Annotated in this window: 19 protein-coding genes and 1 other RNA gene; 11 read left to right on the forward strand and 9 right to left on the reverse strand. The window is 64.8% G+C overall.

The window, feature by feature from the left end:
• Positions 1–141: 141 nt before the first annotated feature.
• The 7 genes from HMPREF2924_RS26590 to HMPREF2924_RS26620 form a co-directional block, all read right to left on the reverse strand.
• Positions 142–1,224: a type I restriction endonuclease gene (locus HMPREF2924_RS26590; RefSeq protein ID WP_003133016.1), complete on the reverse strand. Its 1,083-nt coding sequence runs from the start codon at positions 1,222–1,224 to the stop codon at positions 142–144.
• Between the two features lie 293 nt (positions 1,225–1,517).
• Positions 1,518–1,614: signal recognition particle sRNA small type (ffs, locus tag HMPREF2924_RS26595), an RNA gene on the reverse strand.
• Between the two features lie 110 nt (positions 1,615–1,724).
• Positions 1,725–2,102, reverse strand: coding sequence for a hypothetical protein (locus HMPREF2924_RS26600; protein WP_003083354.1), 378 nt, complete (start codon positions 2,100–2,102; stop codon positions 1,725–1,727).
• Between the two features lie 45 nt (positions 2,103–2,147).
• On the reverse strand, positions 2,148–4,532 hold the full coding sequence (ligA, locus tag HMPREF2924_RS26605; protein WP_003133018.1) for an NAD-dependent DNA ligase LigA: 2,385 nt from the start codon (positions 4,530–4,532) through the stop codon (positions 2,148–2,150).
• A gap of 92 nt (positions 4,533–4,624) precedes the next feature.
• On the reverse strand, positions 4,625–5,494 hold the full coding sequence (gene zipA / locus HMPREF2924_RS26610) for a cell division protein ZipA (RefSeq protein ID WP_003087228.1): 870 nt from the start codon (positions 5,492–5,494) through the stop codon (positions 4,625–4,627).
• Positions 5,495–5,658: 164 nt separating this feature from the next.
• Positions 5,659–9,147: a chromosome segregation protein SMC gene (gene smc / locus HMPREF2924_RS26615; RefSeq protein WP_003133020.1), complete on the reverse strand. Its 3,489-nt coding sequence runs from the start codon at positions 9,145–9,147 to the stop codon at positions 5,659–5,661.
• A 25-nt stretch (positions 9,148–9,172) separates the two neighbouring features.
• Positions 9,173–9,832 carry a GntR family transcriptional regulator gene (locus HMPREF2924_RS26620; protein WP_003087224.1) on the reverse strand — a complete coding sequence of 220 codons (660 nt, stop codon included), beginning with the start codon at positions 9,830–9,832 and terminating at the stop codon, positions 9,173–9,175.
• A 180-nt stretch (positions 9,833–10,012) separates the two neighbouring features.
• Here HMPREF2924_RS26620 and alkB2 point away from each other — a divergent pair, with 180 nt between their 5' ends.
• The 5 genes from alkB2 to guaD all read left to right on the forward strand — a co-directional run bounded on the left by alkB2 (position 10,013) and on the right by guaD (position 17,452).
• Entirely contained in the window at positions 10,013–11,146 is a 1,134-nt protein-coding gene (gene alkB2, locus HMPREF2924_RS26625) for an alkane 1-monooxygenase AlkB2 (protein WP_003083349.1), read from the forward strand.
• A gap of 219 nt (positions 11,147–11,365) precedes the next feature.
• Positions 11,366–12,820, forward strand: a complete 1,455-nt coding sequence (gene xdhA, locus HMPREF2924_RS26630; protein ID WP_003133023.1) for a xanthine dehydrogenase small subunit — start codon at positions 11,366–11,368, stop codon at positions 12,818–12,820.
• Positions 12,813–15,212 carry a xanthine dehydrogenase molybdopterin binding subunit gene (gene xdhB / locus HMPREF2924_RS26635; RefSeq protein WP_003133024.1) on the forward strand — a complete coding sequence of 800 codons (2,400 nt, stop codon included), beginning with the start codon at positions 12,813–12,815 and terminating at the stop codon, positions 15,210–15,212. Before xdhA ends, xdhB begins: the two co-directional genes overlap by 8 nt.
• 26 nt (positions 15,213–15,238) lie before the next feature.
• Positions 15,239–16,078: a xanthine dehydrogenase accessory protein XdhC gene (xdhC, locus tag HMPREF2924_RS26640; protein ID WP_003117774.1), complete on the forward strand. Its 840-nt coding sequence runs from the start codon at positions 15,239–15,241 to the stop codon at positions 16,076–16,078.
• A gap of 69 nt (positions 16,079–16,147) precedes the next feature.
• Entirely contained in the window at positions 16,148–17,452 is a 1,305-nt protein-coding gene (guaD, locus tag HMPREF2924_RS26645; protein ID WP_003083342.1) for a guanine deaminase, read from the forward strand.
• A 53-nt stretch (positions 17,453–17,505) separates the two neighbouring features.
• On the opposite strand, the gene HMPREF2924_RS26650 is transcribed toward guaD, so the two are convergent.
• Complete coding sequence (locus HMPREF2924_RS26650) at positions 17,506–18,285, reverse strand: GntR family transcriptional regulator (protein WP_003083340.1); 780 nt, start codon at positions 18,283–18,285, stop codon at positions 17,506–17,508.
• 374 nt (positions 18,286–18,659) lie between these two features.
• Between HMPREF2924_RS26650 and HMPREF2924_RS26655 the strand changes: the two genes are divergently transcribed.
• A complete protein-coding gene (locus HMPREF2924_RS26655) occupies positions 18,660–20,009 on the forward strand; it encodes an NCS2 family permease (RefSeq protein WP_003087209.1) in 1,350 nt (449 codons plus the stop codon).
• A 239-nt stretch (positions 20,010–20,248) separates the two neighbouring features.
• Here HMPREF2924_RS26655 and uraH read toward each other — a convergent pair whose 3' ends face one another.
• Positions 20,249–20,629 (reverse strand): hydroxyisourate hydrolase, encoded by a 381-nt coding sequence (gene uraH / locus HMPREF2924_RS26660; protein WP_003133029.1) that lies wholly within the window; start codon positions 20,627–20,629, stop codon positions 20,249–20,251.
• 372 nt (positions 20,630–21,001) lie between these two features.
• Here uraH and puuE point away from each other — a divergent pair, with 372 nt between their 5' ends.
• From puuE to HMPREF2924_RS26685, 5 genes are read left to right on the forward strand one after another with little or no spacing between them, the layout of a single operon-like run.
• Positions 21,002–21,928: an allantoinase PuuE gene (gene puuE / locus HMPREF2924_RS26665; protein ID WP_003083336.1), complete on the forward strand. Its 927-nt coding sequence runs from the start codon at positions 21,002–21,004 to the stop codon at positions 21,926–21,928.
• Complete coding sequence (gene uraD / locus HMPREF2924_RS26670) at positions 21,925–22,440, forward strand: 2-oxo-4-hydroxy-4-carboxy-5-ureidoimidazoline decarboxylase (protein WP_003087205.1); 516 nt, start codon at positions 21,925–21,927, stop codon at positions 22,438–22,440. Before puuE ends, uraD begins: the two co-directional genes overlap by 4 nt.
• 17 nt (positions 22,441–22,457) lie before the next feature.
• Positions 22,458–23,456, forward strand: coding sequence for an allantoicase (alc, locus tag HMPREF2924_RS26675; RefSeq protein ID WP_003087203.1), 999 nt, complete (start codon positions 22,458–22,460; stop codon positions 23,454–23,456).
• Between the two features lie 54 nt (positions 23,457–23,510).
• A complete protein-coding gene (locus HMPREF2924_RS26680) occupies positions 23,511–24,020 on the forward strand; it encodes an ureidoglycolate lyase (protein ID WP_003083329.1) in 510 nt (169 codons plus the stop codon).
• Positions 24,021–24,068: 48 nt separating this feature from the next.
• Complete coding sequence (locus HMPREF2924_RS26685; protein WP_003083321.1) at positions 24,069–25,346, forward strand: urate hydroxylase PuuD; 1,278 nt, start codon at positions 24,069–24,071, stop codon at positions 25,344–25,346.
• Positions 25,347–25,594 lie beyond the last annotated feature (248 nt).

Genomic DNA, 25,594 nt, shown 5'->3' on the forward strand with positions numbered 1-25,594 from the left:
TGGAGGCGGCCCCGCCAGTAGCTTCCTAACGCCGGCAAGGCATCACCCGACGCCAACTGGTATCGCCTCAGGAACGGGGCGAAGTAATACAGGAAATGAAAAAGCCCGCTAGTCAGCGGGCTCCTATTAGCAGCACGCAGCTCATTCGTAGTAAGCAATGGAGCCCTTGAGCTGATCTGCGAATGTGTAGATGTCATCCAGGGAGGAGATAGGATGACGAGTTTCGTTCTTCTCTTGGTCGAACAGGCCAATGTACTTCTGACTACGATTAAAGTGAAGCCTGCAAATCGGCTTCCGGTTGTTATCGTCCAGCAACACGCCGAAGTAGCTCTGCGTATCGCGATGCACAATCCGCTTCGCATCAACGACAGCCCGAACAATAGCCTTAACGATATGAAACCCCTCCAGCTCCTCCAGCGTGGTGTGGACTCGGTCATCGTCAGTATTGCTTTCAGCCTGAGATGCCATGGAAGGCTCTGCGGGCGCCATCGTGATCGCCGGCTGAATTGCACCGCTCATGGCCGACTTCAAGCGGTCGTTGACCTGATCTCCTAGAAATTGAGACGCAGCCTTTCGGGTTAGAACACCAAACTGCTCTCGCACCTTCTGCGTGATGATTCCGTCGTATACGCGCGCAGCGAAAAACCTCACGAAATCGTCGTCAGGCTGATTGAACTGATTGGCCATTTCCCGCTTGATCTGACTCACGTACTTCAGCTCCCCAGCCGCATTGATGATCGAATCAACATCGAATGCAGCCTTGGTTAGCTTCTGGAGCTCGGGCAATACGTGCTCATCAACATCCAGCAGATCAAGCTCCAGGAACGGCTTTTCGTCCATCTTGTTGGGAGCGTCTAGGTCCGTGAAGAACTTGTAGACCTGCCCGTTAGTGAGGATGGAGATTCGGGCACTCGTGACGTGGAAGTAGCGGAAAAGCTGGCTGGCATGATTGATGTGCAAAGGCTCACCGATCTTCTTGCACTCAATCAGAATCTGAATCTGGCCATCCTTCAGAATGGCGTAGTCGATCTTCTCGCCTTTCTTGGTACCGATGTCGCAGATGTATTCAGGCGTCACCTCGGACGGGTCGAACACATCGTAGCCGAGCACAGAGTTTATGAAGGGCATCACCAAGGCAGTCTTGGTGCCTTCCTCCGTCTGGATCGCCCCGCCTTGCTGTCGAACCTTGGCTGAGAGTGCATTCAGTCGCTCTACGAATTCCATGTCACGCTCCTTGTTGAGAACACATTCATCGTAGTAACAGGCGTCGATACTGGCAATTGGCAAGCACAGCCCGCCAGTTGACCCAGCTCAAAGGCAGCAGCGAAGGCTTCGGTACGGACAGCAGAGCATCAGCTCTACAGCGATTCAGCGGTATGACGGCCTACATCAGAGAAAAGCGGACGGCTAGAATCGCCCTTACGGCGCACCACACAGGTGTACCAGGGCGCTGTCACACTCAGAGTTTTTCAGGAGAGGAAGTCCTTTAGAATTAAGGACCTACGAAATGGAGGCGGCCCCGCCAGCCACACCCCGGCACACGATGTTCCCGCTGTGGCTGCTTCCTTCCGGACCTGACCAGGTTGACGGGTAATCGTTGCGGGGGGACCGACAGGGCCACCATTGCAGCCTACCCTCGGGTAGGCCGCGCCATTCTACCGGCTTGCGCGTAAGTTACAACCACTTCAAGCACTTACGTTTGCAATCCATTTCGCGAAAGCGGTTCATTGCTGCTGGATCAGACCCTCCGGCGGCGGCTGGGTCGATACGCTCAGCTCGGTATCGACATACAGGTCCAGGGTGCCCCAGCCCGGCTTGGTGCTGAACGACGCATACTTCTCCTCACCGCGATGGAAGGAGAAGGCGATCCGGTAATCGCTGCCGCCGAACAGCTTCACCGGAAACTCGCGGACCTGGCCGGGCCGGATCTCCCCGGAGAAGGTTTCCACGCCCTGCTCCTTGTAGCTGTAGGCGATCGGCGCCGAAGCCTGGCCACTGTAATGCAGCAGGATGCGCGGCCGCTCGCTCCAACCCACGTAGGCGCCGAACAGCACCACCAATGCGAGCACGCCCAGCAACCGCTGCTTTCTTGCCTTGTCCATCGTTCACTCCAGTCTTCGGAAATCTTTCGCAGCAGCGCCGCCGCTTCAGCGGGCGACGCCGTGCTCGTCGAACAGTTTCAGCAGGCCGTCTTCGTCGAGCACCTTCACGCCCAGCTCGTTGGCCTTGGTCAGCTTCGAGCCGGCGCCGGGCCCGGCGACCACGCAGTGGGTCTTGGCCGACACCGAGCCGGCCACCTTGGCGCCGAGCCCTTCCAGCTTGTCCTTGGCCACGTCCCGGCTCATCGCCTCCAAGGTGCCGGTCAGCACCCAGGTCTGCCCGGCCAGAGGCAGGCCTTCGACCGCCTTGCGCTCGCTCTGCCAATGCATACCGAACTCACGCAACTGCGCCTCGATGGCCAGGGCACGCTGCACGTTGGCCGGCTCGTCGAAGAAATCGCGCAGGCTTTTCGCCGCTCGCTCGGGCAGACGCTCCACCTGGCGCAGATCGAGCCAGTCGGCACGGATGATGCCGTCGAGCGAACCGAAGCGGCTGGCCAGCTTTTCCGCGCCGGTGGCGGCGATGAAGGGAATGTTCAGCTTGTCGATGAAACCGGCCAGCGAGGCACAGGCGGCGAACTCCGCGGCGACCTCGCCCTCTTCCTGCAACTGCACGCCATGTTCGGCATCGCGCAACTGGGCGATCACCTGGCGGTTGTGCTCGTCGGCGAAGAAGTTGTGGATCTCGTAGGCTACCTCGGCGCCGACGTCCGGCAGGTAGGTCAACACTTCCGGGAGCGCCTTGCCGATCCGCTCGAGCGAACCCAGCGAACGCGCCAGCAGCTTGGCGGTTTCCTCGCCGACGTCGGGAATCCCCAGAGCGAAGATGAAGCGCGCCAGCGAAGGCTTGCGGCTATCGGCGATGGCCGCCAGCAGGTTGTTGGTGGACAGCTCGGCGAACCCTTCCAGCTCGAACACCTGTTCATAGGTCAGGGTATAGAGATCCGCCGGCGAGGCGACCAGCCCGCGATCCACCAGTTGCTCGACGATCTTGTCGCCAAGACCGTCGATGTCCATTGCCCGGCGCGATACGAAATGGATGATCGCCTGCTTCAACTGCGCCTGACAGGAGAGGCGGCCGACGCAGCGATAGATGGCGCCCTCGCTGATCGACTCCTTGCCCTTGCTGCGCTTGACCAACTGGGTCCGCTCCACGGCCGAGCCGCAGACCGGGCAATGCTCGGGCACCTCGATAGCCTGCGCATCCGCCGGGCGGCGCTCGAGCACCACCTGCATGACCTGCGGAATCACATCGCCAGCACGGCGGATCACCACCGTATCGCCGATGCGCAGGCCCAGGCGGGCGACTTCATCCATGTTGTGCAGGGTCGCATTGGACACCGTGACGCCGGCCACCTGCACCGGCTTGAGGCGTGCCACCGGGGTCACGGCGCCGGTGCGGCCGACCTGGAACTCGACACCCAGCAGCTCGGTCAGCTCCTCGCGCGCGGGGAACTTGTGGGCGATCGCCCAACGCGGCTCGCGCGCGCGGAAGCCCAGTTCGCGCTGGAAGGCGATGCGGTTGACCTTGAACACCACGCCGTCGATCTCGTAGGCCAGCGCATCGCGTCGGCGACCGATGTCGTCGTAGTAGTCGCGGCAGGCCTGGGCGCCCTTGACCAGGCGCAGCTCGCGACTGATGGGGATACCCCAGCCGCGGAACGCCTCGAGGATGCCCACCTGGGTGTCCGGCAGCGTCCCGCTGACCTGGCCGAAGCCGTAGGCACAGAACTCCAGCGGGCGACTGGCGGTGATCTTCGAATCCAGCTGGCGCAGGCTGCCGGCCGCCGCGTTGCGCGGGTTGGCGAAGGTCTTGCCGCCGGTTTCCACGGCCTTGGCGTTGAGCGCCTCGAAACCGGCCTTGGACATGAACACCTCGCCGCGCACTTCGAGGATCTCCGGCCAGCCTTCGCCGTGCAGCTTCAGCGGTACGTTGCGAATGGTGCGTACGTTGCTGGTGATGTCCTCGCCGGTGCTGCCATCGCCGCGGGTGGCGCCGCGCACCAGTTGGCCGCGTTCGTAGAGCAGGCTGACGGCCAGGCCGTCCAGCTTCGGCTCGCAACTGTACTCGACCTCCGCGCCACCGCCGAGCAGGTCGCCGCCAGGCAACAGGTCGGCCAGTCCTTCGCGTACGCGGCGGTCGAAGTCCAGCAGGTCCTGCTCCTCGAAAGCGTTGCCGAGGCTGAGCATGGGGATCTCATGGCGCACTTCGCCGAACGCCGAGGCCGGCGTGCCGCTGACCCGCTGGGTCGGCGAGTCGGGCGTCAGCAGTTGCGGGTACTCGGTCTCCAGCGCCTGCAACTCGCGGAACAGGCGATCGTATTCGGCGTCGGGAATGCTCGGTTCGTCGAGCACGTAGTAACGGTAGTTGTGGGTGTCCAGTTCGGTTCGCAGTTGCGCGATGCGTTCGGCGGCAGCCTGGGTGTCGGTCATGGTGGGAGTCCGTGAAACGAAAAGAGCAGCCTCGGCTGCTCTATAGAGTAGTTCGCCCCCTCTCCCGCACGAAGAAAGGGGCTGTGGCCGGATCAGCGCTTCTGCATCAAGCTGCGGCGCTCATGGTCGATGATGCGCTGGCGGTAGTGCTCGATGGTCTGGGCGGTCAGCACGCTGCGCTGCTCGTCCTTCAGCTCGCCGTTCAGCTCGTGGGCCAGCTTGCGCGCGGCGGCGACCATCACGTCGAAGGCCTGCTTCGGATGGCGCGGCCCCGGCAGGCCGAGGAAGAAGCTCACGGCGCGGGTGCTGAAGTTGTCGATGTCGTCCAGGTCGAAAGTGCCCGGTTTCACCGCATTGGCCATGGAGAACAGGATCTCGCCATTGCCGGCCATGCTTTCGTGGCGATGGAAGATGTCCATGTCGCCGAAGCGCAGGCCGCTCTCGAGGATGTTCTGCAGCAAGGCCGGCCCCTTGAAGCCGCTTTCGTCGCGGGCGATGACGTTGATGATCAGCACCTCGTCGACCGGAGCAGGTTCGGCAGCGACCGCAGGGGCTTTCTCCCGCTCTTTCTCCTTGCGCCCCTTCGACTTGCCCTTGCGTGGCTCCACCGGCTCGGCGGCATCGCTCGGGTCCGCCTCCAGGGCCAGCCCCTCGTCGAGGTCCAGATCGCCCTGGCGCGGCTCTTCCTGGCGCTTGCCGCCCTTGCGCTCCTTGGCTTCGCGGGCGCTGACGCTGGGCAGGTCCTGTTCGTCGAAGGATGGCTCGCGATGCTCGACCACGCGCGCCGGCCCCAGCAGTTCAGCCGAGTCGCCGTCGTCGTCCGGCAGATTGGCGAAACTGCGGTCGAGCTTGAACTTCAACTTGCCCTTGCCGCCCCGCATCCGCCGCCAACCGTCGAAGAGAATGCCGGCGATCACGATAAGCCCGATAACGATAAGCCATTCGCGCAGACCGATATCCATGTAATTCCGTAGCCCCTAGTGAAAATGGTGAATAAAAAATGAAAAAAGGACGTCCTGTCCCTTGAAACGTGGAGCCAACCTTGTTCTGACAGAACTTTCCCACGCGATACAAAAAGTGGCCATTAAACTAACATGCCCATGCACAAGTTTACACTGCCTGACACTCAGGCTTCAGCCAATGCGACCGCCTCTTCCACGTCAACTGCAACAAGCCGTGAACAGCCCGGCTCATGCATGGTCACGCCCATCAACTGATCGGCCATTTCCATGGCGATCTTGTTGTGGGTGATATAGATGAACTGCACCTTTTCCGACATCTCCTTCACCAATCGCGCATAACGTCCGACGTTGGCATCGTCCAATGGCGCATCGACTTCGTCGAGCATGCAGAACGGCGCCGGGTTCAACTGGAAGATGGCGAATACCAGCGCCAGCGCGGTCAGCGCCTTTTCCCCGCCGGACAACAAGTGGATGGTGCTGTTCTTCTTGCCCGGCGGGCGCGCCATGATCGCCACACCGGTATCGAGTAGATCTTCGCCGGTAAGTTCCAGATATGCCGTACCGCCGCCGAATACCTTCGGGAACAATGCCTGAAGGCCAGCATTGATCTGGTCGAAGGTTTCCTTGAAACGATTGCGGGTTTCCCGGTCGATCTTGCGGATGACGTTTTCCAGCGTCTCCAGCGCTTCGGCCAGGTCGTCGTTCTGCGAGTCCAGGTAGCGCTTGCGCTCGGACTGCTGCTGGTACTCCTCGATCGCCGCCAGGTTGATCGGCCCCAGACGCTGGATGCGCGCCGCGAGACTCTCGAGACGCTCCTCCCATTCGCGTTCGCTGGCATCCAGGGGCAGGTTGGCCAGTACCGTGTGCAGGTCGTAGCCGTCTTCGGCGAGCTGCTCCTGCAAGGCCTTGCGCCGCACCACCAGCCCCTGCCACTCCAGGCGCTGCTGCTCCAGCTGGCCACGCAGCAGTTGCGATTGCTGCTCGGCCTGGCCGCGGCGCTTCTCCACCTCGCGCAGTTCGCGATCGGCGTCTTCCAGGGCCAGCCGCGCCTGCTTGAGTTCGTCCTCGACGGCCATCCGTCGCTCCAGCAACTCCTCGAGCTTCATGCGCAGCTCTTCCAGCGGCGCCGCACCCTCCTCCAGATTGAGGTTGAGCTGTTCGCAACGCTCGTTGAGGCGCGCCGACTGCTGGTCGAGGCGCTCCAGAGCCTGCTGGGTGGAATTGTGCTGCGCCCTCAGCGAGCCGACCCGCACCGCCAGTTGGTGCGCATGGTCCTTGTGGGTACGGGCATCCTGGCGAATCCGGTCGAGCCGTTCGCGCAGGGCGTCACGCTCCGCCAGCAGGGTTTCCCGGCGCTCGGTGTCCAGCGCCATGCTATCCAGCGCTTCCTGCAGGGTCAGGCGCGCCTCGCTCAGTTGCTCCTGTTCCAGCGCGCGCTGCTCGGCCAGTTCCGCCACTTCTTCGTCGAGACGGCGGCGACGCAGTACCAGTTGCTCGACCTTGGCCTGCTGCGCGGACAACTGCGCCTTCAGCTCGCCGTGCCGGCGCCCCTCCTCCTGGACCTGGCGCCGCACCTGCTCGCGCGCGCCTTCCAGCTCGCGCTGCTCGTCGCGGGCCGCAGCCAGACGCTCCTCGCCCTCGGCGACGCGGGTTTCCAGGACCTCGCGCCGTTCCTGCAACGCCTCCAGTTCCTGGGCGCGGGCGAGCATGCCGCCTTGGGCCTCGTCGCTGCGCCGGACCCGCAGGAAGTGCCGGCCGACCCAGTAGCCATCGCGACTGATCAGGCTCTCGCCGTCGTCCAGGGCGCCGCGCTGGGCGAGCGCCTGTTCCAGGGTCTCCACCGGTTTCACCCGGGCCAACCAGGGACTCAGGTCGGCGTCGGCGCGGACCTTGTCCAGCAGCGAACCGGCCGCCGTCGCGGCTCCGCGAGCGGGGCTGAGCAGGCGCAGCTCGCCCTTGCCGAAGCCGGCCAGGGCGAGCCCGTCGAAGCCGTCCAGCAAGACCGCCTGCAGATCCGCGCCGAGCACGGTCTCCACCGCCAGCTCCCAACCCGGCTCGACACGCAAGCCTTCGGCGAGGCGCGGACGTTGTTCCAGGCCCTGCTCGCGCAACCACTCCAAGGCGCCCTGTCCGGGGTCGAGAGCGGCCTGCTGCAGGGCCTCCAGCGAAGCGATGCGCCCGTTCAGGCGCTGCAACTCGCCCTGCGCCTGGTGCTGTTCGGCGGCCAGCTGCTGCAATTCCTGGCGCAATTGTTCGAGTCGCTCGGCTTGGCCCTGCTCCTGCAATTGCAGTTCTTCCAGGGCCAGTTCGGCGATCGCCACCTGTTCGTTGAGTTCGAGGATCGCCGCGTCCTCGGGGTCGGCCGCCAACTGGCCACGCTCCTCCTGCAGGCGCCGCTCGCGATCCTGCAGGCGCTCCAGGCTCTGCTCCAGGTGCTGGATGCGCGACTGCTGCACCTCGGCCTGGCGGCGGGGTTCGGCGCTCTGCTGGTTGAAGGCATCCCACTGCTGCTGCCAGGCCTGCATGCCCTGCTCGGCCTGTTCCAGGGCGATGCCCGCTTCTTCCGCGGCGGCCGCGCTGAGTTCCTGTTCCGGTGCGAGCATGGCCATTTCCTCGGCCAGGGTCGCGAGCAAGGTACGGTCGTGCCCGAGGTGCGATTCGGTTTCCTGGCGGGTCCGTTCGGCTTCGCGCAAGTCGTCCTGCAACTGGCGCTGGCGCTGCTGGCCATGCTGGATGCTCTGCTCGACCCGGGCGATGTCGCCGCCGACCGAATAGAAGCGCGCCTGCACCTGGTTGAAGCGTTCGGACAACTCGTGATGGCCGTCGCGCAGCCGTTCGATGCCGGCATCGGCACCACGCTGCTCGGCCACCAGGGCCTCGAAGGCGATCTCCTGGTCGCCGATGACCCGCTCGCGCTGACCGACCTGCTCGTTCAGGTCGCGCCAGCGCACGGCACCCAGCTGGGCCTTGAGCTGGCGCTCCTCGGCCTTGTGTTCCTGGTATTTTTCCGCCGACTGGGCCTGCCGGTGCAGGCGTTCCAGTTGCCGCCCCAGCTCTTCGCGCAGGTCGGTGAGGCGTGCCAGGTTTTCCTGGGTCCGACGGATGCGGCTTTCGGTTTCGCGGCGGCGCTCCTTGTACTTGGAAATACCCGCGGCTTCCTCGATGAAGTTGCGCAGGTCTTCCGGACGCGCCTCGATCAGCTTGGAGATCATGCCCTGTTCGATGATCGAGTAGCTGCGCGGCCCCAGGCCGGTGCCGAGGAAGATGTCGGTAATGTCGCGCCGCCGGCACTTGGTGCCGTTGAGGAAATAGGTGTTCTGCCCATCCCGCGAGACCCGTCGGCGAATGGATATCTCGGCGTACTGGGCGTATTCGCCCACCAGGGTGGTCTCGGCGTTGTCGAAGATCAGCTCGATGCTCGCCTGGCTCACCGGCTTGCGGGTATTCGAGCCGTTGAAGATGACATCGGTCATCGACTCGCCGCGCAGGTTCTTCGCCGAGCTTTCGCCCATCACCCAGCGCACCGCGTCGATGATGTTCGACTTGCCGCAGCCGTTCGGCCCTACCACTGCCGCCATGTTGCTGGGGAAGTTCACCGTGGTCGGATCGACGAAGGACTTGAACCCCGCCAGCTTGATGCTCTTCAGGCGCATGCGTGCGCTCCCGCCAGGGTCGCCATCAGCGTTCGGCGAGCGCGGCCAGCACCAGCTGGCAGTTGTGGCGGCCGTATTCCAGCAGGACCTCGCGGATCCTCGCCTCGTCACGGGCGATCACCGCTTGCAGGAGCTGGGCGAAACTGCCGAGGAACTGGTTCATTTCCGCCTTGCGCCGCTCCAGCGCCAGGTGGTAGGCGCGACTCACCGCTGGCAGCAGGTTTTCGACGGTCTCCTGCAGGTAGGGATTGTTCGCGAAAGGAAAGGCCGCGCGCATGATGTCGAAACTGGCCTCGACGAAGCCGTCGATATCGCTTTGCGCCAGGTTGTTCAGCAGGCGCTGCTGGATGGCCAGGAACGGTGCCAGCTCGGCTTCGCTGCGCCAGCGCCGGGCGACGCTTTCCGCCAGCAGGATGTAGAGCTGCACGATCAGCGCGTAGAGGCTTTCCACATGTTGCGGGGACAGTTCGGACACCTGGGCGCCGCGGCGCGGCAGGATGTTCACCAGGTGGCGGCGTTCGAGAATCAGCAGCGCCTCGCGGACCGAGCCGCGACTGACGTTGAGGGTCTGGGTGACCTTCTGCTCCTGGATACGTTCCCGTTCCTTGAGTTCTCCCCGGATGATGCGTTCCGCGAGGTGGTGGGCGATCTGCTCTGCCAGGCTGTCCGGGGCCTTGAACGTCATGGTGATCCTTTTATCCAGGGGCGCGTTTTCCGGGGGTATATGGATGGGTAGTGTAACACAGGGCGTTACCCCGCCGGCTTCCCGGCGAAGCGGCGGACAGAACGAAGGTTGGGATGGGGCAGGCCGGCCAAGGGAGGACAATTGTCAGACAATCTAACAAGATAAATACGAGGACTTCCCATGTTTGCCTCGCTTTCCTCTGCCTGGATGCTGCGTCTGAAAAAGTACGGCTACTGGATCTGGCTGATCGCGGTGCTCGGCATCCCGCTCAGCTACTGGTGGTCGCTCGGTAGCGACTATCCCAACGCCTGGCCCTGGCTGGTGATCAGCGTGGTGTTCGGGCTGATCCCGATCCTCGATGCCATCGTCGGCCGCGACCCGGCCAACCCCGAGGAAGCCAGCGAAGTGCCGGAGATGGAAGCACAGGGCTACTACCGCGTACTGTCCCTGGCCACCGTCCCGCTGTTGCTGGGCATGCTCGTCTGGTCCGGCTGGATCCTCGCCCACGAGACCCGCTGGGACTGGGTCGGCCAACTGGGCTGGATCCTGTCGGTGGGCACCGTGATGGGCGCCATCGGCATCACCGTCTCCCACGAACTGATCCACAAGGACCCGCAACTGGAACAGAACGCCGGCGGCCTGCTGCTGGCAGCGGTGTGCTATGCCGGCTTCAAGGTCGAACACGTGCGCGGCCACCATGTACACGTCTCGACCCCGGAAGATGCCTCGTCCTCGCGCTACGGCCAGAGCCTCTACTCGTTCCTCCCGCACGCCTACAAGCACAACTTCCTCAACGCCTGGCGCCTGGAGGCCGAGCGCCTGAAGCGCAAGGGCCTGCCGGCCCTGCACTGGCGCAACGAGCTGATCTGGTGGTACGCCATCAGCGCCCTCTTCCTGCTCGGCTTCAGCCTGGCCTTCGGCTGGCTGGGAGCGATCTTCTTCCTCGGCCAGTCGGTGATGGCCTTCACCCTGCTGGAGATCGTCAACTACGTCGAGCACTACGGCCTGCATCGGCGGCGTCTGGACAACGGCCGCTACGAACGCACCACGCCGGAACACTCGTGGAACAGCAATTTCCTCCTGACCAACCTGTTCCTTTTCCACCTGCAGCGCCATTCCGACCACCATGCCTACGCCAAGCGCCGCTACCAGGTGCTGCGCCACTACGACAGCAGCCCGCAACTGCCCAACGGCTACGCCGGGATGATCGTCCTCGCCCTGTTCCCACCGCTCTGGCGCGCGGTGATGGACCCGAAGGTGCGCGCCTACTATGCCGGCGAGGAATACCAGCTTACCGACACCCAGCGCATCTGAGCGTCCCGCCCTTGGGAAACGGCACCTTCGGGTGCCGTTTTCGTTTATGGGCAAACTGACTGACCTACAGGTCAAAAAATTATTTGACTCAAAAGTCAGTTTTTTCTAGATTCGCCTCCATAGCTCCTACCGTGGAGCCCTGTGCGGAAACCGCCCCACTCCGGCCGGTTCTCCTGCAAGGCCTAGAATTCAATAACAAGAACCGCCTGGAGGCACGCCTTGATCAGGTTCCTGCTCAATCGGGAGATCCGCGTCGAAGAACGCCTGGACCCCAACCTCACCGTCCTCGACTACCTACGCCGGCACCTCGGCAAGACCGGCACCAAGGAAGGCTGCGCCTCCGGCGATTGCGGCGCCTGCACCGTGGTGGTCGGCGAACTGGTCACCGGCGAGGATGGTGCCGAACGCATCCGCTATCGCAGCCTGAACTCCTGCCTGACCTTCGTTTCCGCCCTTCACGGCAAGCAATTGATCACCGTCGAGGACCTCAAGCACCAGGACCGCCTGCACGACGTGCAGCAGGCGATGGTCGACTGCCATGGCTCGCAGTGCGGGTTCTGCACGCCGGGCTTCGTCATGTCGCTGTTCGCCCTGCAGAAGAACAGCGCCGGCGCCGATCCGGCCAAGGCCCACGAGGCGCTCGCCGGCAACCTCTGCCGCTGCACCGGCTACCGGCCGATCCTCGACGCCGCCGAGCAGGCCTGCTGCCACAAGCGCACAGACCAGTTCGACGCCCGGGAAGCCGCCACCATCGAGCAATTGCGCGCCATCGCTCCGCGCGAAACCGCCGAGCTGAACAGCGGTGACCGGCGCTGCCTGCTGCCGCTCACCGTCGCCGACCTGGCCGACCTCTACGGCGCCAATCCGCAGGCACGCCTGCTGGCCGGCGGCACCGACCTGGCGCTGGAGGTCACCCAGTTCCATCGCGAACTGCCGGTGATGATCTATGTCGGCCACATCCGCGAAATGAAACGCATCGAAGTGGGCGCCAACTGCCTGGAAATCGGCGCCGCCACCCCGCTGACCGACTGCTACCAGGCGCTGGCCGCGGACTACCCGGACTTCGGCGAGTTGCTGCAGCGTTTCGCGTCCCTGCAGATCCGCAACCAGGGCACCCTCGGCGGCAATATCGGCAACGCCTCGCCGATCGGCGACGCCCCGCCGCTGCTGATCGCCCTCGGCGCGAAGATCGTCCTGCGCCGCGGCGAACGGCGCCGCGAGCTGCCGCTGGAGGAGTACTTCCTCGACTACAAGGTCACCGCCCGCGAAGAAGGCGAGTTCATCGAGAAGATCCTCGTCCCGCGTGCCCGGCCCGGCCAGGCGTTCAAGGCCTACAAGGTCTCCAAGCGCATCGACGACGATATTTCCGCGGTCTGCGCCGCCATCAGCCTCGACCTGGAAGATGGCCGGATCGCCCGCGCCAGGGTCGCCTTCGGCGGCATGGCGGCGACTCCCAAGCGCGCCGCCGCCTGCGAAGCGGCGCTGCAAGGCGCGCGCCTGGAAGCCGCCAGCTTCGAACGCGCCGCCGCCGCCCTGGCGAACGACTTCACCCCGCTCAGCGACTTCCGCGCGAGCAAGGAATATCGCCTGCTGACCGCGCAGAACCTGCTGCGCAAATGCTTCCTGGAGCTGCACGCTCCCGCCGTCGAAACCCGGGTGACCGCCTATGTCTAACCATCGCAAGCCGCACAAGAGCCAGGAAGAGCTGGCCGACCTGTTCCGCGCCGAGCTGACCACCGGAGTCGGCCGCAACGTCAAGCACGAAAGCGCCCCCAAGCACGTCAGCGGCGAGGCGATCTACATCGACGATCGCCTGGAGTTTCCCAACCAGTTGCACGTCTATGCGCGCCTGAGCGAGCGCGCCCACGCCCGCATCACCCGCCTCGACGTGACGCCCTGCTACCAGTTCCCCGGCGTCGCCATCGCCCTCACCGCCGCCGACGTTCCCGGCCAGCTGGACATCGGCCCGGTGGTGGCCGGCGACCCGCTGCTGGCCGATGGCAAGGTGGAGTATGTCGGACAGATGGTCCTGGCGGTCGCCGCCGACAGCCTGGAAACCGCGCGCAAGGCGGCCATGGCGGCGATCGTCGAGTACGAAGACCTGGAACCGGTGCTCGACGTGGTCGAGGCCCTGCGCAAGCGCCATTTCGTCCTCGACAGCCACCAGCACCGCATCGGCGATTCCGCCGCCGCGCTGGCCGGCGCGCCGCATCGCCTGCAAGGCACGCTGCACATCGGCGGCCAGGAGCATTTCTACCTGGAGACGCAGATTTCCTCGGTAATGCCCAGCGAAGACGGCGGCATGATCGTCTATTGCTCGACGCAGAACCCCACCGAAGTGCAGAAGCTGGTGGCCGAGGTCCTCGGGGTTTCCTTCAACCGCATCGTCATCGACATGCGCCGCATGGGCGGCGGCTTCGGCGGCAAGGAAACCCAGGCCGCGGCGCCGGCCTGCCTGTGCGCGGTGGTCGCCTACCACACCGGGCGTCCGGCGAAGATGCGCCTGCCGCGCATGGAGGACATGCAGATCACCGGCAAGCGTCACCCGTTCTACGTCGAATACGACGTCGGCTTCGACGACGATGGCCGCCTGCACGGCATCCAGATCGACCTGGCCGGCAATTGCGGCTATTCGCCGGACCTCTCCGGCTCGATCGTCGACCGCGCCATGTTCCACTCGGACAACGCCTACTTCCTCGGCAACGCCACCATCAACGGCCATCGTTGCAAGACCAACACCGCCTCGAACACCGCCTACCGCGGTTTCGGCGGGCCCCAGGGAATGGTCGCCATCGAGGAGATCATGGACGCCGTGGCCCGCAGCCTGGGCAAGGATCCGCTGGAGGTGCGCAAGCTCAACTACTACGGCAAGGACGAACGCAACGTCACCCATTACCACCAGACCGTCGAGCACAACCTGCTGGCGGAGATGACTGCCGAGCTGGAAGCGAGCAGCGAGTACGCCCGCCGCCGCGAGGAAATCCGTGCGTTCAATGCCGCCAGCCCGGTCCTGAAGAAAGGACTGGCGCTGACCCCGGTGAAGTTCGGCATTTCGTTCACCGCGACCTTCCTCAACCAGGCAGGTGCGCTGATCCACATCTATACCGACGGCAGCATCCACCTGAACCATGGCGGCACCGAAATGGGCCAGGGCCTCAACACCAAGGTCGCCCAGGTGGTCGCCGAGGTCTTCCAGGTCGACGTGGAGCGCATCCAGATCACCGCCACCAATACCGACAAGGTGCCCAACACCTCGCCCACCGCCGCCTCCTCGGGCACCGACCTGAACGGCAAGGCCGCGCAGAATGCCGCCGAAACCATCAAGCGGCGCCTGGTGGAGTTCGCCGCGCGGCACTGGAAGGTCAGCGAGGAAGACGTCGAGTTCCGCAACAACCAGGTGCGTATCCGCGAGCTGATCCTGCCGTTCGAGGAACTGATCCAGCAGGCCTACTTCGGCCAGGTCTCGTTGTCCAGCACCGGCTTCTACCGCACGCCGAAGATCTTCTACGACCGCGAGCAGGCCCGTGGCCGGCCCTTCTACTATTTCGCCTACGGCGCCGCCTGCTCGGAGGTGGTAGTCGATACCCTCACCGGCGAATACCGCATGCTGCGCACCGACATCCTGCATGACGTCGGCGACTCGCTGAACCCGGCCATCGACATCGGCCAGGTCGAAGGCGGCTTCGTCCAGGGCATGGGCTGGCTGACCATGGAGGAACTGGTCTGGAACGCCAAGGGCAAGCTGATGACCAGCGGCCCGGCCAGCTACAAGATTCCCGCCGTCGCCGACATGCCGCTGGACCTGCGGGTGAAACTGCTGGAGAACCGCAAGAATCCGGAGCAGACCGTGTTCCATTCCAAGGCCGTGGGCGAGCCGCCGTTCATGCTCGGCATCTCGGTCTGGTGCGCGATCAAGGACGCCGTGGCCAGCCTCGCCGACTACCGCGCGCAACCCGCCATCGACGCGCCGGCGACGCCCGAGCGGGTGCTCTGGGGCGTGGAACAGATGCGCCGGTTGAAGACCGCCCAGGCGCAAGCGGCGGACGCCGCGGTCGAGCCGGCCTGAACCGCCGCGATCGGGAGGATGACGAGATGAACTGGATCAGCGCCCTGGCCGAGTTGCAGCGTAGCGGCGAACCTTGCGTCCTGGTGACCATCATCGAGGAGCGCGGCTCGACCCCGCGCAACGCCGGCTCGAAGATGGTGGTCAGCGCCGAGCGGCTCTACGACACCATCGGCGGCGGCCACCTGGAATACAGGGCCCAGGCCATTGCCCGGGAAATGCTCGCCGCGCGGACCCAGGACACCCGTCTGGAGCGCTTCAGCCTGGGCGCCAGTCTCGGCCAGTGCTGCGGCGGCGCCACGGTGCTGCTGTTCGAGCCGATGGGCCAGCCGCAGGCACACATCGCCGTGTTCGGCGCGGGCCACGTCGGTCGCGCCCTGGTACCCTTGCTCGCCAGCCTGCCCTGCCGGGTGCGCTGGATCGATTCGCGGGAACACGAATTTCCCGCGACCCTGCCCGACGGCGTGGAGAAAGTGGTGAACGACGAAGTGCTCGACGAGGTCGAGCGGATGCCGCCCGGCAGCCACTTCATCGTCATGACCCACAACCACCCGCTGGACCTGGAGCTTACCGCGGCGATCCTGGCGCGCAACGACTTCGCCTACTTCGGCCTGATCGGCTCGAAGACCAAGCGTGTCAAGTTCGAGCACCGCCTGCGCGAACGTGGCGTCGACGCCGAACGCTTGCAACGGATGCGCTGCCCGATGGGCCTGGATCAGGTGAAAGGCAAGCTGCCGGCGGAGATCGCCATCTCCATCGCCGGCGAGGTGATCGCCACCTACAACGCCGCCTTCGGCCTGGAACGCAAGCAGGGGCCGTCGAGCGTCACCCGGCTGACCCCGGAGTCGCGCCGCGCCCATGAATCCTGAGCGGCCCCCCGCTCCCCCGCGTCCGCCGCCAGGCGGCGGACCTCCCACGCACCTTTTTTCGAGACTGCCATGACCCGCAACGCCAAAGCCTACCGCGCCGCCATCCTGCACAGCATCGCCGACCCCGCGGAGGTCGGCGTCGAACGCTCCTACGAATACTTCGAGGACGGCCTGTTGCTGGTGGAGGACGGCAAGGTCGCTCGCCTCGGTGACGCCGAAACCCTGCTCGGCGAGATCGGCGAGGTCGAGGTCTTCGAGTACCGCGACGCGCTGATCACCCCCGGCTTCATCGATACCCACATCCATTTCCCGCAGACCGGGATGATCGCCTCCTACGGCGAACAACTGCTGGACTGGCTGAACACCTATACCTTCCCCACCGAGCGCCAATTCGGTGACCAGGCCCATGCCGACCAGGTCGCCGAGATCTTCCTGCAGGAACTGCTGCGCAACGGCACCACCACCGCGCTGGTCTTCGGCAGCGTGCACCGGCAATCGGTGGAATCGCTGTTCGAGGCCGCCCGGCGCCTGGACCTGCGCCTGATCGCCGGCAAGGTGATGATGGACCGCAACGCGCCGGACTACCTGACCGACACCGCCGAGAGCAGCTACCGCGACAGCAAGGCGCTGATCGAGCGCTGGCACGGCCAGGGCCGTCTGCTCTACGCAGTGACCCCGCGCTTCGCCCCGACCAGCACCGCGGAACAGCTGGACATGGCGGCGCGGCTGCTGCGCGAGCATCCCGGCGTATACCTGCACACCCACCTGTCGGAGAACCTCAAGGAAATCGAGTGGGTGAAGGAGCTGTTCCCCGAGCGCAGCGGCTACCTGGACGTCTACGACCACCACGGCCTGCTCGGGCCGCGCTCGGTGTTCGCCCATGGCGTGCACCTGTGCGACGGCGAATGCCAGCGCCTGGCGGAGACTGGCTCGGCAGTGGCGTTCTGCCCGACCTCCAACCTATTCCTCGGCAGCGGTCTGTTCGACCTGCCGAAGCTGGAGCGCTACAAGGTCAAGGTCGGCCTCGGCACCGATGTCGGCGCCGGCACCAGCTTCTCCCAGCTGCAGTCCCTGAACGAGGCGTACAAGGTCATGCAGTTGCAGGGCGCCCGCCTCGATCCGTTCAAGTCGCTCTATCTCGCCACCCTCGGCGGCGCCCGCGCGCTGGAGCTGGACGACCGGATCGGCAGCTTCGCCACCGGCAACGAGGCGGACTTCGTGGTCCTCGACTACCACGCCACCCCGCTGCTCTCCTACCGCCTGAGCCAGGCCGGCAGCCTGGCCGAACGGCTGTTCGCGCTGACCATCCTCGGCGACGACCGCACGGTGAAGGAAACCTTCGCCGCCGGTCGCTCGGTGCATCGCCGCGACTGACTCCCGGCGGAAACGAAAAAGCCCCGCATCGCGGGGCTTTTTCATGCTTCGGATCAGGCCGCCGAGTCGCTGTCGGCCTTGGCCCGGCGAGGCTTCTTCTTGCCGCCGAGGAGGTGCGAGAACACCGCGTGCAGGTCGCCGGAAGCGTTGTCGCTCTCCAGGTTGAGCTTGCTGTCGATATGCTCCATGTGGTGCATCATCAGGGTCACCGCGCGCTCCTTGTCGCCTTTCTCGATGGCGTCGAGGATCTCGTTGTGCTCGTCGAACGAGCAGTGCGAGCGACCGCCGCTTTCGTACTGGGCGATGATCAGCGAGGTCTGCGACACCAGGCTGCGCTGGAAACTCACCAGAGGAGCGTTGCGCGCCATCTCGGCGAGCTTCAGGTGGAACTCGCCGGACAGGCGGATGCCGGCGCCCCGGTCGCCACGGGCGAAGCTGGATTGTTCCTGCACCACCATCTCGCGCAACTCGGCCAGGCGCTCGGCGGTGGCGTTGTCGGTGGCCAGTTCGGTGATGGCGCGCTCGACGGTGCGGCGGGCGAAAAGGATCTGCCGGGCCTCGTCGATGCTCGGGCTGGCGACCACCGCGCCGCGGTTCGGCCGTAACAGCACCACCTGCTCGTGGGCCAGGCGCGAGAGGGCGCGGCGAATGATGGTGCGGCTGACGCCGAATATCTCGCCGAGCGCTTCCTCGCTCAGCTTGGTGCCGGGGGCCAGGCGTTGTTCGAGGATGGCGTCGAAGATGTGGGCGTAGACGATCTCGTCCTGGGTACCGCTGCGGGCAGCCTTGCCGGTGCGCGGCGGCTTCCTGATGTGTTGCAACTGATCGGTCATCGGTCTCGAACCTTGTGCGTCCGGCTTGTGGCCTGGGCTGATCCTCGCTCACGGGCGTGGGTGAGGCACGCCGGCGGCTGATAGCGAAATAGTGTACACAAGCAGCGGCATCCGGCGCACCACCCCTTTCCGCCCCTCGTTCCGAGCGCGCGGCACCGCCCGGAAGGACGCGTGACGGAAAGCTGATAAAAATGTGGCGAAACACCCTCAAACATTCTTTGACCTTTTTGTATACAAAGGCATAATCGCTCGCACGAGTTCTTGACCCAAAGGTCAGAAAATCGTGCCCTCACATCACCTTCGAGCCGCGTCAGGGACCTGGTAACCAACCGGCCCGCAGGACCTAACAACAAGAGCGATGAGGAGTACCTGCTGTGGAAAGCACCAAACAAGAAGAACAAGGGATCTACGCTGCGACACCGCCCGCCACCGGCCTGCTCGAACGCCTGTTCAAGCTCCGCCAGCATGGTACGACGGTCAGGACCGAGCTGGCGGCCGGGCTGACCACCTTCATCACCATGGCCTACATCATCTTCGTCAATCCCAACATCATGGCCGACGCCGGCATCGACCACGGCGCGGCGTTCGTCGCCACGTGCCTGGCGGCCGCCCTCGGCTGCTTCCTGATGGGCTTGTACGCCAACTGGCCGGTGGGCCTGGCGCCGGGAATGGGGCTGAACGCCTTCTTCACCTACACCGTGGTCGGCACCATGGGCTACAGCTGGCAGATCGCCCTCGGCGCGGTGTTCATCTCCGGGGTGATGTTCATGCTGCTGACCTTCTCCCGGGTCCGCGAATGGCTGCTCAACAGCATCCCCCGCAGCCTCAGGTTCGCCATGGGCGCGGGTGTCGGCCTGTTCCTCGGCCTGATCGGCCTGAAGACCGCCGGCATCGTGGTGGCCAGCCCGGCGACCCTGATCAAGCTCGGCCACCTCACCTCGCCCGGCCCGCTGCTGGCGGCACTGTGCTTCCTGATGATCGCCGTGCTCGAGTACCGCCGGGTGTTCGGCGGCATCCTCATCAGCATCCTCAGCGTCACCCTGGTCGGCTGGGCCCTCGGCCTGGTGCAGTACGGCGGGGTGTTCTCGGCGCCGCCGAGCCTGGCGCCGACCTTCCTGGCGATGGACATCGCCGGCGCGTTCAACGTCACCATGATCAGCGTGATCCTGGCCTTCCTCTTCGTGCACATGTTCGATACCGCCGGCACTCTCATGGGCGTCGCCCAGCGCGCGCACCTGGTGAAGGAGGACGGGCGCATCGAGAACCTGTCGAAGGCGATGAAGGCCGACAGCGCCTCCAGCGTGTTCGGCGGCATGCTCGGTGTCCCGCCGGTGACCAGTTACGTGGAGAGCGCCGCGGGCGTGGCCGCCGGCGGACGTACCGGGCTCACCGCGGTGGTGGTCGGCGTGCTGTTCGTCGCCGCGATGTTCTTTGCCCCGCTGGCCGGGATGATCCCCGCCTTCGCCACCGCCGGCGCGCTGATCTACGTGGCCATGCTGATGATGGGCGGGATGGCGCACATCGACTGGGACGAGCACACCGAAACCATCCCGGCGATCGTCACGGTGATCATGATGCCGCTGACCTTCTCGGTGGCCGACGGTATCGCCCTGGGCTTCATCACCTACGTCGCGATGAAGGTCCTCACCGGCAAGCACCGCGAAGTCTCGGCCAGCCTCTATGCCTTGTTCGTGATCTTCGTCGCCAAGTTCATCTTCCTCTGACCCGCCCGGATGGCGGATGGCCGCACGCGGCTATCCGCCTCGAACCTGTCGTTGCCCCGCAGGGCTCGCGACGCACAGCCTCATCCGTCGCCCATTCACACCTTGCGCCGCATCGTCCTGCCCCCCGCAGATGGCGGATAACCGGCAACCCTCGGCGCCTTCCCCGCGAACGAAAAAAGGCCCGCTCGACGGCGGGCCAGGGAAAAGGACTCAGGGAGTCAATGTTTCGTGGCACGCACCTAGCTGCCGCGATAGGTCGAATAGCTGTAGGGCGAGATCAGCAGCGGCACATGGTAGTGATCGTCGGTGGAGGCGATGCCGAAACGCAGCACCACCTGGTCGAGGAATGCCGGCTCCGGCAATTGCACGCCGCGGGCGCGATAGTAGTCGCCGGCGTTGAACACCAGTTGATAGACCCCGGGACGGAAGTCCTCGCCTTGCAGCACCGGCTGGTCGCAGCGGCCGTCGTGGTTGGTCAGGGTGGTGGCGATCAGTTCCAGTTGCTGGCCTTCTACCCGGTACAGCTCGATCTTGATGCCATGGCCGGGGCAGCCGTGTGCGGAATCCAGTACATGCGTGGTCAAACGTCCCATGGGTTGCGGGCGCCCGCTGGCGGACACCACTCCTCCTCTTGCCTTCGTTCGATGGGGATCGCTCCGGGACCTGCCCGGCGCCGCTCGCTTGCAGCCCGCCAGGGAGCCGCTTGCGAAGCAATATAAGTTATCTTTCGATGAATTGTATACAAAAAACACCACCACAACCGAAAATGCGGCAGCCGCCCCGAAATCGAGCATTCCTTCCACAAGCCCCACCCCGCAGGGCCTCATTCTTCGCTAACTGACCAGTCGGGCAGGTTTTTTGCTGGATGAATGGCAGGGATCGGCAAGCAGGATTGTATTTACAGACCGCAGGCAAACTTGTATACAATAAATCCATCACGGCATCCCCGGCCCGTCCGGCCCGCCGCCCCATCCACAATAAGGAACACTGCTGTGAGCGCTGACTACCCACGCGACCTGATCGGATACGGCAACAACCCTCCCCACCCTCACTGGCCCGGCGATGCGCGCATCGCCCTGTCCTTCGTGCTCAATTACGAAGAAGGTGGCGAGCGCTGCGTCCTGCATGGCGACAAGGAGTCCGAGGCGTTCCTTTCCGAGATGGTGGCTGCCCAGCCCTTGCAGGGCGTGCGCCACATGAGCATGGAATCGCTCTACGAATACGGCAGCCGCGCCGGGGTCTGGCGCCTGCTCAAGCTGTTCAAGCGACGCAACGTGCCGCTCACCGTGTTCGCCGTGGCCATGGCGGCGCAGCGCAACCCTGAGGTGATCAGGGCGATGGTCGCCGACGGCCATGAAATCTGCAGCCACGGCTACCGCTGGATCGACTACCAGTACATGGACGAGGCCCAGGAGCGCGAGCATATGCTCGAAGCCATCCGCATCCTCACCGAACTCACCGGCCAGCGCCCGGTGGGCTGGTACACCGGACGCACCGGCCCGAACACCCGGCGCCTGGTGATGGAGGAAGGCGGCTTCCTCTATGACTCCGACACCTACGACGACGACCTGCCCTACTGGGACCCGGCCAGCACCGCGGAGAAACCGCACCTGGTGATTCCCTATACCCTGGACACCAACGACATGCGCTTCACCCAGGTGCAGGGCTTCAACAATGGCGAGCAGTTCTTCCAGTACCTGAAGGACGCCTTCGACGTGCTCTACGAAGAAGGCGCGACGGCGCCGAAGATGCTCTCCATCGGCCTGCATTGCCGGTTGATCGGTCGCCCGGCGCGGATGGCCGCCCTGGAGCGCTTCATCCAGTACGCGCAGAGCCACGACAAGGTCTGGTTCGCCCGCCGCGAAGACATCGCCCGCCATTGGCACCGTGAGCATCCTTTCCAGGAGACCGAGGCATGAGCCGTTTCCAGACCCTGACCCCCGCCTCGCTGTCCCGCGAGGCCTTCGTCGAAGCCTTCGCCGACATCTACGAACACTCCCCCTGGGTCGCCGAGAAGGCCTATGACCTGGGTATCGACGACAGCCTCAACGATATCGAGGGCCTGCACCAGCGCATGGCCGACATTCTCCTGTCGGCAAGCCGCGAGGCCCAGCTGGCGCTGATCAACGCCCACCCGGACCTCGCCGGCAAGGCAGCGATCCGTGGCGAACTGACCGCCTCCAGCACCTCCGAGCAGGCCGGCGCCGGGATTCACGAATGCAGCGCCGAGGAGTTCGCCCGCTTCACCGAACTCAACGACGCCTACAAGGCCAGGTTCGGCTTCCCCTTCATCAAGGCGGTGAAGGGCAGCAACCGCCATCAGATCCTGGCGGCCTTCGAGGAACGCATCCAGCACTCCGCCGACGAGGAGTTCGCTACCGCGCTGGCCGAGATCAACAAGATCGCCCTGTTCCGCCTGCAGCAGCTCTGAGGCCTGCGGAGACGAGCATGAACGCCGAACACGCGCCCTTCCGCCACTACCTCGACCTCGCCGACGCGCGCCTGGGCAGCCAGGTGGTCGCCGTCAGCGACGAATGGTTCGCCCCGGCCAGCCGCATGCTGCAGGCCGGCGAACCGGTGTGGAAGGAAGGCGTGTTCGACGACAGCGGCAAGTGGATGGACGGCTGGGAAACCCGCCGCAAGCGCTTCGAGGGCCATGACCAGGCGGTGATCCGCCTGGGTGTGCCGGGCGTGCTGAAGGGCGTCGACATCGACACCCGCTTCTTCACCGGCAACCATCCGCCGGCGGCTTCCCTGGATGGCTGCTTCTGCACCGAAGGCGACCCGGACGACAGCACGTCCTGGAGCGAAGTGCTGCCGGCGGTGGGGCTGCAGGGCGATAGCCATCACTACCACCCGATAGACGACGAACGTCCCTGGACCCACCTGCGTCTGAACATCTACCCGGACGGCGGTATCGCCCGCCTGCGCCTCTATGGCGTGCCCTACCGCGACTGGAGCAGCCTGCCGCCGGGAACGGCGCTCGACCTGGCCGCAGCGGTCAACGGCGGCCGGGCGCTGGCCTGTTCCGACCAGCATTTCGGACGCATGGGCAACCTGCTCAACCCCGGACGTGCCATCAACATGGGCGACGGCTGGGAAACCGGCCGCCGCCGCACGCCGGGCCACGACTGGGTGATCGTCGCCCTCGGCCATCCCGGCAGCATCGAGGCGGCGGTCGTCGATACCTTGCACTTCAAGGGCAACTATCCGGAAAGCTGCAGCATTCAGGCCGCCTTCGTGGAAGGCGGAAACGAGGCCCGGATCGAGGCACAGAGCCTCTTCTGGCGCGAGCTGCTGCCAGCGCAGAAGCTGGAAATGCACCAGGAACATCGGTTCGAGCGGCACCTCAACGCCCTCGGCCCGATCACCCATGTACGCCTGAACATCTTTCCCGACGGCGGCGTCAGCCGCCTGCGCCTGTTCGGCAGGCCACAATTACCGTGAGACCCGGGCCCCGCGTGCGTCCGGAATACAACAAACAGAATCGACAGGATCAGTATGCGCACTCTCAAGATCGAGCCGTTGACCAAGGAAGCCTTCGCCCCGTTCGGTGACGTGATCGAAACCGCCGGCAGCGACTATTTCATGATCAACAACGGCTCCACCCGCCGTTATCACAAGCTGGCCACGGTCGAGACCGCGCAGCCGGAAGATAACGCGATCATCAGCATCTTCAGCGCCGAGAAGCTGGAAATGCCGTTGCGCATCCGCATGCTGGAACGCCATCCGCTGGGCAGCCAGGCCTTCATCCCGCTGCTCGGCAACCCCTTTCTGGTCGTGGTCGCGCCACTTGGCGATGTACCTGTACCGGGCCTCGTCCGCGCCTTCCTGACCAACGGAAGGCAGGGCGTCAATTACCACCGCGGCGTCTGGCACCATCCGGTGCTGACGATCGAAAAGCGGGATGACTTCCTGGTGGTCGATCGCAGCGGTTCCGGGAACAACTGCGACGAGCATTTCTTCACCGAGGACGAACAGCTCCTCCTCGACCCCCAATCAAACCAATAAGAGAGGTCCTGCCGCCGGTCCGCCGGCCAGGGCAAGAGGTACAAGACTGTGGAAGCACATCTCATCGAATGGCTGAACCTGCTGGTGCGCTGGATTCACATGATCGTCGGGATCGCGTGGATCGGCGCTTCGTTCTATTTCGTCTGGCTGGAGAACAACCTCAACCGCAGCAACCCGCGTGAAGGCCTGTCCGGAGACCTCTGGGCAATCCACGGTGGCGGCATCTACCACCTGGAGAAGTACAAGCTGGCTCCGCCGAAAATGCCGGAGAACCTGCACTGGTTCAAATGGGAGGCCTACTCCACCTGGATGTCCGGGGTGGTGTTGCTGACCATCGTGTTCTACCTGAACCCGACCCTCTACCTGATCGCCCCCGGCAGCGACCTGGCGCCGGCGGCGGCCATCGCCATCGGTATCGGTTCGCTGGTCTGCGGCTGGTTCGTCTACACCATCCTCTGCGATTCGGCGCTGGGCAAGACCCCTGCCCTGCTCGGCCTGGTCCTGTTCGTCCTGCTGGTCGCCGCCGCCTACGGCCTGACCCAGGTGTTCAGCGGCCGCGGCGCCTACCTGCACGTCGGCGCGATCATCGGCACCATCATGGTCGGCAACGTGTTCAGGGTGATCATGCCGGCCCAGCGCGCGCTGGTGAAAGCCATCGAAGAAAACCGCGAGCCCGATCCGGTGCTGCCGGCCAAGGGCCTGCTGCGCTCCCGGCACAACAACTACTTCACCCTGCCGGTGCTGTTCATCATGATCAGCAACCACTTCCCGAGCACCTACGGCAGCCAGTACAACTGGCTGATCCTGGCCGCCATCGCGGTGCTCGCGGTACTGGTACGCCACTACTTCAATACCCGCCACGAAAGCAACCGCTTCGCCTGGGCACTGCCCGCCGGCGCGCTGGGCATGATCGCCCTGGCCTTCGTCACCACGCCGAACTACCAGCAGGCTTCCGCACCGCTGGCCAGCACCCCGGCGGCGGCACCGGCACAACCGGCGACCGGCGGCGACGCACCAGCCGCGCCTGCCGCGACCCAGGCGTCCAATGCCGGGGCCGCGAGCGGAGCCGACTTCGACAAGGTCCATCACGTGATCCAGGAGCGCTGCACCGTCTGCCACTCGGCGAAACCGACCAGCCAGCTGTTCAGCACCGCGCCAGGCGGGATCATGCTCGACACCCCGCAGCAGATCCAGCAACTGGCACCGAAGATCCAGGCCCAGGCCGTGGCCTCGCAGATCATGCCGCTGGGCAACATCACGCAGATGACCCAGGAAGAACGCAACCTGATCGGCAGCTGGATCGCCAAGGGCGCACAGATCAACTGAGCCTTGGCCGAAAGGCGAAGAACCGCACCTCCGGTTCCCCGCAGCAGAACAACCCTGCTGGCCCTACCCCAAAAGCCCTCTCCATAGAGGGCTTTTGGCCATAACTGGCCATATCTTTCAGCCCCCCAACCTCTCCGATAACTCACTTTCCTTCACCCTGGGCCGATGGAACGAAACCGTGCGGCGCTATCTTCGCCTACCTTGCCAATGAAGAACTGTGCAACTTTTTGGTTGATAACGTTGTGGAT

Origin of the sequence: Pseudomonas sp. HMSC063H08, assembly GCF_001813645.1 — a bacterium.
GTDB lineage: Bacteria > Pseudomonadota > Gammaproteobacteria > Pseudomonadales > Pseudomonadaceae > Pseudomonas > Pseudomonas aeruginosa.